The sequence below is a fragment of the Streptomyces sp. 2P-4 genome (genome assembly GCF_030167965.1).
Lineage (GTDB): Bacteria > Actinomycetota > Actinomycetes > Streptomycetales > Streptomycetaceae > Streptomyces > Streptomyces globosus_A.
Genome location: NZ_CP095011.1, coordinates 1,853,384 through 1,865,192, shown reverse-complemented (window position 1 = coordinate 1,865,192; position 11,809 = coordinate 1,853,384). Strand labels below are relative to the sequence as shown.

Here is an 11,809-nt window from a genome sequence, read left to right as displayed (position 1 = left end):
TCAGACCTCCGAGGTCAGTCCGGCATACGCCTGGAGTTCGTCCGGGCGGTGGACGTCGGTGTCGACGCGCAGCATGGCGAGCTGGGCGCCCAGGCCGGTCAGCCGCGGCACGAACCGCAGCGTCAGGCGGTCGCCGGGGCCGATCAGCCCGTCCAGGACGGCTTCGGCGAGCAGGTGGTTGACGTGGACGAGCGCGTCGGTGACGGTCACCTTCGCGGTGGCGACGTACAGGTCGCGGTGGACGGGGCGGCGCCCGCCGGGCCGGCCGGGCACGGTCACGCCGACCGCCGGAAGGGCCGTCAGCTCGTGCGAGGCCTCGAACGCCTTCAGGAGCCGGCGCAGGGTGGCCGTCGCCGAGCCGGGCGCCGGCGCGGCCCAGGCCGCCGAGTCGTCGGAGGCGACGTGGTCGAAGGAGAACCGGCCGCGCAGGTTGGCCGGGTTGCCCGCCAGGTAGACCGTCCGGGTGAAGGAGCGCCGCCACGCCTCGCGCGCCGCGGGGGCGAGGGAGAGGGCGAAGGCGCAGGTCTCCTTCACCCAGCGGGGCAGGTCGAGGCGGCCGATCACGACCACGGCCAGGACCTCGCCGGCCTCGACGCCGCGGCTGCCGTGGAAGCCGTCCCGCACGGCCCGCAGGGCCTGGGCGCTGGACAGGTCGAGGCGGTCCGCCAGCTCGGGGCGCGCGGACCGGACCCGGTCCGCGGCCGACTTGAGCAGCACCGCGGACGACAGGGAGGCGGCCGGGGCGGGCGGGGGCGCGGGGGGCGCGGGCGGGGCGGGCGCCGCGGGGCGCACGGAACGGGCTCCGGAACGGGCCGCGGAGCGGGTCGGGGAGCTGGTCACGGGACTGGTCACAGGAACACCGCCGACAGGAGTGCGGGATCGGGAGCGGGACGGCCCCTGCCGAGCAGCGAGGACGCCAGCCGGTAGGGGTCGACGTACGTGTGGCCCCGCCGGTGCCGGTCGAGGGCGCCGAGCAGGTCGCCCGCGCCGGCAGCCGGGCCCTCGCCGGCGGCTCGGCGCAGCAGCCGGGCGGCCACCGACAGGCAGTTGCGCAGCAGGTCGTGCCGGAAGGACTGGGAGTGGCCGGGGCCGAGCGTCGCGATGAAGTACAGGCGCATGCCGAGCCGGAGCGCATCCGTCCCGCTGCCGCTGCCACCGCCACCGCCACCGCCGTCGCCGGCGGCCTCGGCCGCGGCGTCCAGCAGGGCGCCCGCCGTGTGGCCGTGCCAGCCGCCGTGCCGGGCCGACGTGATCCGGCCGTCGATCGGCACCCGGCCGATCGGGACGCGGCGCACCGTCGGCCCGAGCCGGGACAGGACCCGGTTCAGGAGCTGGTAGTCGGAGTCGAGCTCGCGGTCGTAGAGCAGGACGACCTCGTCGTACCAGGGGACGAGCGGAATCAGCTCGCGCAGTGCGCACGCGAGGTAGTTGGGGCGGCCGTCGGAGGTGACGATCCGGCGCAGCGGCATCCCGTACCGGGTGAGGTCGAGGTAGACGGGGCCGCCGCAGTGCCGCTGGTCCAGGAGCAGGCCGACGGCGGCGAGCCGCTCCAGCATCTCCTCCAGCCCCAGGCCCGGCGGCTGGTGCTCGCGCAGGCCCGGGTCGTGCATGCCGAGGCGCTCGTAGTGCCCGGCCCACAGCCGCAGCATCCGCTCGCTCGCCGGGTGGACCCAGCCGCCGTGCTCGACGGCGTCGCGGTAGGGCCGCAGGACGCCGGCGTCCTGCGGCCGGTCCTCGGACCGGTAGGCCACGTACAGGTCGCCGATCTCCTCCTCGGAGAGCCGGCCGTAGTCGGTCTCGCCGCGGGTGCGGTCGAGGTACTCCCAGAAGCCGACCGTCTGCTCGGTGACGTGGTACGTGGTGTGGCTGTAGCGGTAGGTCACCGCGGCGAGCGGCGCGGTGGCCCGGTACATCACGTCGGTCCACAGCAGGCCCTTGAGGTGGCTGGGCGTCAGCGGCTTGGTCGGGGTGACCGTGACCGGAGCCAGCAGGACGTTCTTGCGGGGCTGCACCGTCATCCTCCTTCCCGGGCGGTGAGGGCGTGCCGGAGTTCGGCGGGGGTCGGCGGCCGCGGTCCGTCCGGGGCGGCCGCCCCGGGGCGGGCGGTGTCCGCGGCCCGTACGCGGTCCAGGAACGCCGGGTCGGCGAAGACCTCGGCGGGCGTGGCGAGGCTCGTCTGGATCCGGGTGAGCCCGCGCCACACGGCGCGGTCGGCCGCGGCGGCCGCCGTCGCGGCGGCCCACAGGCGTGCCGGGACCGGCGGGGCCGGCGGCTCGGGCGGGCCGGCGGGCTCGGGGCCGGCGGCCGCGCCGGTCGCCTCGCGCCACTGGCGCACGCGCAGCCGGGAGTCGTGCACGCCCTTGTCGAACCAGGGGCGCAGCAGCCCTGCGGCGAGGCCGGCGGCATCCCGCGCCAGCCGGTCGTCCGGCTCCGGGCGGCCGTCGACCAGCCCGGCGAGCCCGAAGGCGTGCGCCAGGGCCAGGGACAGCCCGCGCCCGAACATCGGGTCGGTGGTGCACGCGGCGTCGCCGACCTGGAGGAGCCCGCGGACGGGCCGCTGCCGGTCGGTTGCCGTGCCGCGCAGGACGTTCGGCGGCATGCCGGTCGCACGGACCGGGCCGAGCGGCTGCGCGGCGTCCTCCTCGACCCACGGCGCGAGGTACGGGGAGAGCCGGCAGGCGGCGGTGAACGCCCCGGCGCCGCGCAGCGCGGCCAAGGCGGGGTCGCCGGGCAGGGCGCCGAGGGTGATGGCGAAGACGTCGTTGTCGGCGGGGTGCAGGACGGCCGAGTAGTGGCCCCAGATCCCCCCGGCGGCATTGCCCCGGTTGAGCGGCCCGGGCAGCGGGCCGCAGGGGCGGCGCAGCCGGTAGAAGCGGCCGTACGCGTGCAGCCGGCTGGGGCCGCTCAGGTCGTCCGCCACCGGCAGCCCGGCCGCCGCGAGCCAGGACCGGGACGCGGAGCGGCGCCCGGTCGCGTCCACGACGAGGCGGGCCGGGATCCGCTCCCCGCTGTCCGCGACGACTCCCGCCACCCGGTGGCCCGACGGCCCGGCCGGGGCCGTCAGCAGCCCGGCGGCGGCCGTGCGGTGGCTGAAGGACACGCCCGGCGCGGCCGCGGCGGCCCGGTGCAGGACGACGTCCAGGAGGGAGCGGCGGGCGACCAGGGTCACCAGCTCCTCCTCGCCGGGCCCGGCGGGGCCGCCGGGCGCCGCCGCGGTCAGGTCGAGGAGCCGTGCGCCGTGCGCCAGCAGGCTGCCGAGCACGTCGGGGGCGTGCCGGCGCAGCATGCGCACGCCGAGCGCGTTCAGGATGTGGTCGTGGACGGCCTGCGGGACCCCCGGCCGCCGCCACCGCTGCGCGCTCTCCACGGCCGGCCCGTCCGGCGGGGGGCCGCCCCGCTCCAGGACCCGCACCCGGTGGCCGCGCCGGCCGAGCGCCAGGGCGGTGGCGAGGCCGGCGGTGCCGCCGCCGGCGATGACGATGGCTGCCATCGTCAGCGACGCCGGCCGTGGACGAAGAACACGCGCCGCACCCGGCGCACCGCGCGCGGCGGTACGGGGTCGGGCCAGCGCCCGAAGTCGGCCCCCGGCTCGCCGGGCTGTACGGCGCGGACGTCGAACCCGTACCGCGCGAACAGGTCTTCGGGCTCGTCGGTGCCGAACACCCAGGGGCACCCCCAGCCCGCGAAGACGTCGAGCAGCCCCCGCATGTGGGGGAGTGTCAGCGCGGCGGCGTTGACGATGTCGGCGGCGATGCGGCTGCCGGGCGCGGAGACGGCCGCGACCCGCTCCAGCATCCGGTGCGCGTCGGCCTCGGGGATGTAGTAGAGCAGCCCCTCCAGCAGCCACGTCGAGGGGACGGACGGGTCGTAGCCGGCCGCGGCGAGGCGGTCCTCCCAGTCGTCGGAGGTGAGGTCGACGGCCACCGTGCGGTGGTCGACCCGCGGCTCGGCGCCCCTCAGCCGCTCGGCCTTGAAGTCGAGGACGGCCTGCCGGTCGACCTCGAAGTAGCGGACGCGGCCGGGCCAGGGGAGCCGGTAGGCGCGCGAGTCCATGCCGGCGGGGGCCAGCACGATCTGCGTCGTCTCCGGTGCGCGGGCCGCCTCCTGGAGGAAGTCGTCGAAGAACCGGGTGCGGATGGCGTTGTAGTCGGGGGTGCTGGGCAGGGTCCGCGGCCGGCCGGGAGGGAAGGTCGCCTCGCGGATCTCCCGCAGCAGTTCGGGGCCGGCCTCGCCGACGAGTCCGGCGGCGTACGGGTCCTCGTACAGCCGGTCTTCGCGGCGGGTCTCGGCGGCCCGCAGCGCCGCGGTGAGCAGGGCGGTCCGTTCGACGGGATTGAGTACGGGCATGGGGGCTCCTTGGTACAGGGGTGGGCCGGGGGCCGGCGGGCCGGGCGGCGCGGTCAGCCGTTCGGCGCGGCGGTCAGACGCCCCCACAGCGCGTCGTCCTGCCGGAAGAGGCGGTCCTTGACCTGGGTGGGGCGGATGCCGGAGGCGACCGCCGCGTGCCAGTCGCGGTCGAAGGCCTCGGCGTCGAGGAGGCGCAGGGACGGGGCGGCCAGGCGGCTGGCCGCGCGGGCGGCTGCGTATCCGGCGGACTCTGCGGACAGCGCCCCGTCCAGGGCGGCGGTGAAGCGCGCGGCCCCGGCCGGCGGCCAGGGCCCGCGGGGGGAGACGGCGAAGACGTAGTGCGGGGTGCCGCCGGGCGACGGCTCGACGCGGCAGGCGGCGTTCCGCAGGGCGAGCCCGCCGGGGCGGAGGGCGGTGTGCAGGGCGCGGACGGCCTCGGCGTCGCGCAGGCGCTCGCCGGCGGCGTCGGAGCGGCCGCCGCGGCCGGCGTACTCGACGCGGGGGACCCCTCCGGCGGTGTCCACGACGCGGACCACGTCGCCGACGGCGTACCGGTACAGGCCGCCGACGTGGCTGAACACCACGTGGTAGTCGCGGCCGGCTTCGAGCTCGTCGGGCAGCAGGGTGTCGCTGTCGGGGCGGAGGTCCTCCTCCGCGGGCACGAACTCGTACACCGAGGCGGAGGCGGTGAGGCTGCCGGCCGACGGGTGCCGGTCCAGCGCCACGCCGACCGGCCCCTCGGAGGCGGCGACCGGCGCGGGCAGGACGGCGACGTCCGCGCCGAACTCCCCGCTCAGCGCCGGCAGGTAGAGGGAGGCCACTCCGGTGGTCCAGCAGAACAGCGCCCGCATCCGGGGCCACACCTGCGCGGGGCGCACCCTGCCCGAGGAATCGGCGAGCCGCTCCAGTTCGGCGGCGCGCGCCGGGTCGGGACGGCCGTGGGGCAGCCCGCCGAGGGTGCCGTCGCGGACCTCCTTCACGATGCGCGGCCACCACAGGTTCAGCTGGTACGGGACGGCGGCGACCATCGCCGGGTTGATGCCGATCATGCAGCGCAGGTCGGCCTGGACGGCGAGCCGGAGCCGCAGGTAGGCCCGCTCCAGGTGGTCGGCGGGGTCGGTGGGGACGGGCAGCGCCGCCCAGGGCGCGCCGGTGCCGGGTTCGGCGGAGAGGGGTTCGCCGAAGCGGGCGCCGAAGTCGACCTGGCTGGCTCCGACGTGTGGCCGGCCGTCGGCGGTGGTGGGCGGGGCGGTGAGCGGGTCGTGCTTGAGGTTCAGGACCGCGTCGGGGCGCTCCAGCACCTCGGGGAAGTGCTCGACGAGGGGGGCCCAGGCCGCGTAGTAGAACGGCATGAAGGTCGTCTTCATGAAGCGGGGCGTGACGGGGACCTTCTTGTGCGCTCCGGTGCTGCCGCTGCTGGTGAAGTACACGGCGGGGGTGTCGGCGGACAGCAGGTTCCGCTCGCCGGCGGCCGTCCGCTCGATCAGCGGCGCGTGGTCGGCGTAGTCGCGGACGGGGACGGCGGAGCGGAAGTCCTCCATCGTCAGGACGCGGCCCAGGCCGTGGGCCCGGCCGAACGCGGTGGAGGCGTTGAAGCCGACGAGGTCGGTCAGGGCGCGCCGCTGCGCCTCGGGGAGGTCGGTGTGGTCCCGGGTGAGCCGGGTGCGGGCGGCGAAGACGCGCTCGCGGTAGCGGACGGCGTGGCCCGGCGCGTGCCAGACGGAGGAAACGTTCATGCGGCCAGTACCTCCAGCACGGCCCTCGCCGCGCGGTCGGGGTCGGACTGCTCGGCGAGCACGGTCACCGGCACGTCGCGGACCTCCTCCAGCAGGATCTTCCGCAGGTTCTTCTGGTAGCGCTCGAAGTCCGCCCAGCGGCCGTCCCGGCCCTCGTACTCCAGGGCGTTGAGCCGGGCCCCGTCCGCCCTGCGGTGCCAGGCCGTCTCGGGGGACACGTCGAGGAACACCACCCGCGCGGGCTGCGGGAAGGAGCGCCACCAGGAGTACAGGCGGCTGTCGCTGACGCCCGCCATCCGGCACTTCGCGAGGATCTTGTAGTAGTACGAGTCCACGAGCACGGGGACGCGCGGGTCGGGGCCGTCCAGCTGGTCCCTGAGGTGGACCACGGCCGTCTGCAGCACGCTCGCCATGAAGTCGGCGGAGTACGCGGTGCCCAGGCCCGGCAGGAGGTGCTCGTGCACGTCCTGCCGCAGCCTGTTGACCAGGTCGTGCTCGGGGGCGACGAACGCCCTGTCCGCCGACACCAGCCGCCACTCCGGCAGCTGCGCCGCGAGGCGCCGCATGACCGACGACTTGCCGGCCCCGTCGGGCCCCAGCAGCACGTGGAAGCGCGGTCCGCTCATCGGGCGGCGGCTGTCGTCTCGGCGCGCAGGGCGAGGCGTTCGCGCAGCTCCGGGTCGTCGCCGACGGCGACGGGGTGTCCGACGAGCTCCAGCATGGGCAGGTCGGAGACGTGGTCCCCGTACGCCCAGCAGTCCCCGGGGTCGGTGTCGGGGCGGGAGGCCAGGTGGGCCAGTACGGCCTCGCGCTTGCCCTCGCCGATGACGGGCACGGCGACCTCGCCGGTGTACGTCCCGCCGTCGGCCAGCGGGCGCGTGCACAGGATCGCGTCGGCGCCGATCTCGCGGGCGAGCGGCTCCAGGAGGGGCGGGAAGGAGCCGGAGACCAGGACGACGGACGCGCCGGCCGCGCGGTGGCGGTGCAGGGCCTCGCGCGTGGAGTCGATCCAGAACCCGCGGGTGGAGGCGGCGCGTTCGGTGTACCAGTCGTCCGCCAGCGCGGTGACCGCCGCGACGTCCTCGCCGGCGTAGTGCCGGTAGTAGGCGCGGTTGATCTCCTCGCGGGGCGCGCCGTCGGCGGCGCGCCGCCGGAGCACGGCCATGATCCGCTCGTACTCCTCCTCGCCGGCAGCGCCGTGCAGGCGCACCAGCCGGTAGTGGAGGAAGTCGAACATGCTCTTGACGGTGATCAGCGTCTCGTCGACGTCGCTGAAGACGGTGTGGGGCCGGGTGGTGTCTGACATGGGTTGGCTCCTTGCGGGGGCGGTCGGCGGCCCGCTGTCCGTACGGGCCGCCACTTCAGGTGCAGCTGTCCGCCGTGGTCACGACGCGCCCACCTCGGACCGCGCCGGGGCGGTGGCCGCCGCCTCGGCCGTCGCCAGGGCCACGCCGTCCTGGAGGGAGCGCTGCGCCGCCCGTGTCTCCTTGGCGTGGGAGACCTGCGTGTCGAAGGCGGTGAACCGGACGTCCATGCCCGCGGTCTCCGACCCGCCCTGGGTCACGGACAGTGCGCAGTGGAACGCGGTCCGCGTGTGGTGCGGCGAGCGGTGGGACAGGACGTGGCACCGCACCACCGCGGGCAGCGGGAAGAGGAAGTTGCGGTACCGGGTGGAGAAGGAGTCGATCACGAAGTACCTGCTGCCGACGGCCTCCGTCGGCAGGTAGAACTGCTCGGCCACCGCGATGAACATCTGCCGCGCGGCCTCCGTGGCGAGCATCCCCTGCATGTGCTGGCCGGTGACGTGGTCGGACATGACCTCGTTGCCGGCGTCCACGAGCAGGTCGGCTTCGTACCAGTCGGTGCCGGCCGGGCGCGGGTCGGAGATCAGCACGTTCTCCGGGCGGTGCTTGTGTGCGATCTCCCGTCCGGCGCGGGTGTGCAGGGCCTGGTCGTCGATGGCGACCCGGTCCCCGAGCCCGCGGCGGTCCAGGGTGTCGCGGATGAACGCCACGTCGAACAGGGAGACGCCCTGCCCGAGGGCGATGCGGACGGGGCCGCTGCCGGCGTCGTCCGGGAACGCCCCGCTCCTGATGCGCTTGGCGAGCTGGGAGACCGTGAACACGCCTTCGTGGTGGGCGAACTCGGCGAACACGTCGCCCACGAGGAAGAGCGCGCCCGTCCTGGCCTCGCCGGCCTGGGATGTTTCCTGGGTCATGGCTGGTGACCTTTCCCGTTGTCCTGGGTGGATGTCGTGGCGCGCGGCCCCCCGGCGGTCGTCGCCCGGTCCGCCGGGGGCTCATCGCGTCATTCGGCGGTGCGCCGGCTCAGTTCGGGGAACTTCGGGTCGCTGCCCAGGGCGCCGCCCTCCGCCCAGCGGTTGCGCGGCACCTCCTGGATGTAGACGGTGATCTTGTCCAGCGGTGCTCCCGTGACGCGCCGGACGGTCCGGGTGAGCTCCTCCAGGAGCTCCCGGGACTGGGCGTCGTCCTGGCCGTCCCAGGTGGTGACGGAGATGATGGGCATGGGACCCCTTCCGGGTTCTGGTGGTTCTGCTCTGCCGCGTCGGGCCGGTCAGGTCTGCGGAGCGGCGGTGGTCCGCAGGTCCGGGAAGGACGGGCCGCGCAGCTTCAGGTGGGCGTGGATGTCCCCGCCGAGGCCGAACTCGCCGATGGCGCCGCCGTAGCTGCGCTGGTAGCTCATCCACAGCACGACCACGTTGATGATCCGGTTGGCGCCCGGGAGGTCCGGGTCGGGGAACGGGTTCGGCAGGGTGGCGTGGTAGCTGCCGGAGCCCTCGGCGTCGGTGGTGAACACGTTGGGCACGCCGAGCGGGCCCGGGCGGGTGGGGCCCGCGGGGTCGAGGTCGCGGGCCCGCAGCGACATCACCGTGTAGACGCTGTTCGGTACGAGCCGGGAGAACCGGAAGTCGAAGGTCCCCGCGTGGCCGTCGGGGGTGACGGCGACCTCCAGCGTGCCGCTCGCCCGCATCCACTCCCCGAACGTCACCGGCTCGGTGACCTTGGGGCCGTCCTCGGCCCGCAGGTCGGGGATGGGCACCTCGTGGAAGGCGTGGCTGGGGCGTACGACCCGGTCGGCGTCGGGCAGTTGCTCGGGCGCGAACACCATCGGGTAGTTGTTGCACGGCAGGGGCAGCGGCAGCGTGTGCAGGACGACGTCCCGGTCCGCGCCGTCCGGGTCGGTGTCCAGCTCCCGTACGACCGTGTACGGGGCGAGCCGGCCGAACTCCGGGACGGGGCTGGCGGGCGAGACGACCGCCGCGCCCCACCCGGGTGCGGTCCCGCCGCCCGGGGCGGGCCGGTTGACCATGCCCACCACCAGGAAGTTGCCGTCGCCGTCCATGACCTCGCTCGGCGGGTACAGCGGGCCCTGCGTGGTCGGGGAGAGCTCATGGACCTCCCTGCGGTGCGGGGTGGCGGCCCCGGCCGGGGCGGCCGCCGTCGCGGTCTCAGACATCGGCGCGCTGGTAGACGCGGGTGTAGAGGCCGCTCTCGCCGCCGACGATGTAGCGGTCGCCGGCCTGCTGGACGATCTCCTGGTACTCGGGCGAGGTGAAGACCGCCTGGTACTGCTCGGGCGCGCACTCGAAGCCGGACACGAACATCACGCCGGGCTCGGTGCTGAGGAGGGAGTGGTACGCGAGGAACGCCTTCACCTCGTCGGCCCGCCGGACGACGTTGAAGATCGTGTTCTCGCGCCACTCGCGGTACGCCGCGTACTCGCGGGGCTTGACCTCGATGTGGCGCAGCTGGACGTACGGGGTCGCCGGGACGGGCTCGGCGACGTCCTTGGGGGCCTCGACGAAGTCGAGGAGCTGACGGCGGAAGTCGGTGGCCAGGTCCTCGGAGACGAGGTCCCACAGCTCGTGCCAGCGGGCGTTGAGGGCGGCGACCTCGGACACCTCCGCGACGGGGGTGATCTCCAGGAGGTTGTCGTCGTCCAGGCTGCGGTAGAGGGCGCGGCCGGCGATCGGCTCCTTCCGGTTGAACTGCTGCCACTGCTCCAGGACGTGGTCCGCCTTGCCGGGGGCCGCGGCGACTTCGTTCAGGACGAGGAGGGTGGAGGACATGGGGTGTTCCTTTCGGACGGTACGGGAAGGGCGGTGGGTGGTGCGGCGGGGGACGGCGCGGGGTGGGGGCCCGCTCCGGGGGATCCGTGCCGAACCGGTGTGGGGGATGAGAGGGGGCCGGGGATCGGGAAGGCCCCGTGGACGCGGGCCCGTCGGGCCCGCCGCGTGGGGGGTGCGAGGTGTTCGAGGGGCGGGCGTCAGGCGACGGGGACGCCCTTGGAGGCGATCACCGCGGCGGCTTCCGCGACGGTCTGCTCCGGGACGAGCTCGCCCATCTCGATCTCCACGCCGAAGGACAGCTGCAGGCGCAGCGCCAGCTCCTCCAGCAGCAGCGAGTCGATCTCCATGGCCTCGAACGTGGTGTCGGGCGTGACGCCCGCCGTCGAGACCTCCAGCTCACCGAGGACGGTGACGACCCGGCTGACGATCGAATTCTCCATTACATTCCTCCGTGAATCAAGGGGGAACGCCGAAATCCGAAGGCCTGTGCGCCCGTTGGACACGGCATACCGCCGCCGCGAGAAAGAATGGAACCGGTGAATTCAGGGGATCGAATCCTCCGCGTCCCAACGCATTCATCATGGGATCCGCGAACGGGCGAAGGAAGTGTCTCCCGATCATGGTGGTGCGAACACCACCTGTGGGAAAACCGGTTGCGCCGGCGCCCCGTACGGCTCAGGCCGCCTCGGCCCCGAACCCGGCCGGCTCGTCCCGGCGGCCGGCCCGCTCCGCCCCGGACTGGGCGATGTACAAGGTCAGGAGGGATTCCGGGCTCTCTGGCACCCGCATCACCACCCGGTCGAAGACCGTCACCCCGGCCTGCGGCAACGCGATCCTGCGCAGCCCCTGATTGGGTCCGACCACCTCGTGACAGTCCCACAGTTCCGCGAAATGCGGGCTCATCTCGCTGAGCCGGCCCGCAATTCGGCCGAATTCCGGGTCCTGTGGGAAGCGGGCCGACTGCGCCCGGAACTGCGCGACGAGACCGCGCCCCACCTCCTCCGTGTCCGGGTATTTCTCACGGGTCGCCGACTCGGTGAAGAACTTCACGACGCAGTTGTGCCCGCGCGTGCCGATGTGGAAAAGGGAGCGCGCCGAGCGGCTGGCGAGTTCGACGCGCCCGTACCGGTCGGTGATGTACGCCGGATTCGGCGACCAGCCCTCGACGAGCGCCCGCATCCGCGCGTGCCCGCCCTCCTGGCCGCGGTCGGGTGTGCGCGGCGGCGGGTTGTGGCCGGCCAGCCGGTGGAAGTAGTCGCGCTCGCAGTCCTCCAGCCGCAGGGCGTTGCTGACCGCGTTCACGATGCCTTCGGAGACGTTGATGTCCCGGCCCTGTTCGAGCCAGGTGTACCAGGACACCCCGACGCCGGCGAGGGCAGCCACCTCCTCGCGCCGCAGGCCGGGGGTCCGCCGGCGGTCGAAGTTCACCAGCCCGACCTCTTCCGGCGTGATCTGCTCCCGGCGGGCCCGCAGGAAGTGCCGCAGCCTCGCTCGCCGCAGCAGTCCGGATGCCGGTGCGGATGCAGCTGTCTGCATGTCTCGACTTCTTTCCTTCTACACAGGACTTCGGTGACGGATGGCGGTGGGCGGACGGCGGGTGCCGGGGGGAGGGAGCGGGGCGTGCGGCTCCGGCTGT

General features: G+C 74.7%; 13 protein-coding genes. All 13 read right to left on the bottom strand.

All coding sequences use genetic code 11. The annotated features are described in order from the left end of the window. The gene (locus tag MUK52_RS07730; protein ID WP_284575284.1) at nucleotides 1-840 is read right to left on the bottom strand and encodes a DUF6182 family protein; all 840 of its coding nucleotides are present in this window, start codon (nucleotides 838-840) and stop codon (nucleotides 1-3) included. A gap of 8 nt (nucleotides 841-848) precedes the next feature. Further along, nucleotides 849-2,018, bottom strand: coding sequence for a hypothetical protein (locus MUK52_RS07725; protein ID WP_284575283.1), 1,170 nt, complete (start codon nucleotides 2,016-2,018; stop codon nucleotides 849-851). Further along, entirely contained in the window at nucleotides 2,015-3,490 is a 1,476-nt protein-coding gene (locus MUK52_RS07720) for an FAD-dependent oxidoreductase (RefSeq protein WP_284575282.1), read from the bottom strand. The genes MUK52_RS07725 and MUK52_RS07720 overlap by 4 nt, the downstream gene beginning before the upstream one ends. 2 nt (nucleotides 3,491-3,492) lie before the next feature. Next, entirely contained in the window at nucleotides 3,493-4,347 is an 855-nt protein-coding gene (locus tag MUK52_RS07715; RefSeq protein ID WP_284575280.1) for an SAM-dependent methyltransferase, read from the bottom strand. Between the two features lie 53 nt (nucleotides 4,348-4,400). Further along, a complete protein-coding gene (locus MUK52_RS07710; protein ID WP_284575279.1) occupies nucleotides 4,401-6,083 on the bottom strand; it encodes a GH3 family acyl-acid amido synthetase in 1,683 nt (560 codons plus the stop codon). Then, a complete protein-coding gene (locus tag MUK52_RS07705) occupies nucleotides 6,080-6,709 on the bottom strand; it encodes a hypothetical protein (RefSeq protein WP_114054527.1) in 630 nt (209 codons plus the stop codon). Before MUK52_RS07705 ends, MUK52_RS07710 begins: the two co-directional genes overlap by 4 nt. Further along, on the bottom strand, nucleotides 6,706-7,389 hold the full coding sequence (locus MUK52_RS07700; RefSeq protein WP_284575276.1) for an HAD family hydrolase: 684 nt from the start codon (nucleotides 7,387-7,389) through the stop codon (nucleotides 6,706-6,708). The genes MUK52_RS07705 and MUK52_RS07700 overlap by 4 nt, the downstream gene beginning before the upstream one ends. Before the next feature lie 78 nt (nucleotides 7,390-7,467). Then, entirely contained in the window at nucleotides 7,468-8,301 is an 834-nt protein-coding gene (locus tag MUK52_RS07695) for an AfsA-related hotdog domain-containing protein (protein WP_114054529.1), read from the bottom strand. 89 nt (nucleotides 8,302-8,390) lie between these two features. Then, on the bottom strand, nucleotides 8,391-8,609 hold the full coding sequence (locus MUK52_RS07690; protein ID WP_114054530.1) for a tautomerase family protein: 219 nt from the start codon (nucleotides 8,607-8,609) through the stop codon (nucleotides 8,391-8,393). Between the two features lie 48 nt (nucleotides 8,610-8,657). After that, nucleotides 8,658-9,560, bottom strand: a complete 903-nt coding sequence (locus tag MUK52_RS07685; protein ID WP_114054531.1) for a hypothetical protein — start codon at nucleotides 9,558-9,560, stop codon at nucleotides 8,658-8,660. After that, nucleotides 9,553-10,173 (bottom strand): hypothetical protein, encoded by a 621-nt coding sequence (locus MUK52_RS07680; protein WP_284575272.1) that lies wholly within the window; start codon nucleotides 10,171-10,173, stop codon nucleotides 9,553-9,555. The genes MUK52_RS07685 and MUK52_RS07680 overlap by 8 nt, the downstream gene beginning before the upstream one ends. A 197-nt stretch (nucleotides 10,174-10,370) precedes the next feature. Next, nucleotides 10,371-10,613, bottom strand: coding sequence for a phosphopantetheine-binding protein (locus MUK52_RS07675; protein ID WP_114054533.1), 243 nt, complete (start codon nucleotides 10,611-10,613; stop codon nucleotides 10,371-10,373). Between the two features lie 235 nt (nucleotides 10,614-10,848). Then, nucleotides 10,849-11,709, bottom strand: coding sequence for a helix-turn-helix transcriptional regulator (locus tag MUK52_RS07670; RefSeq protein WP_114054534.1), 861 nt, complete (start codon nucleotides 11,707-11,709; stop codon nucleotides 10,849-10,851). Nucleotides 11,710-11,809: the final 100 nt, after the last annotated feature.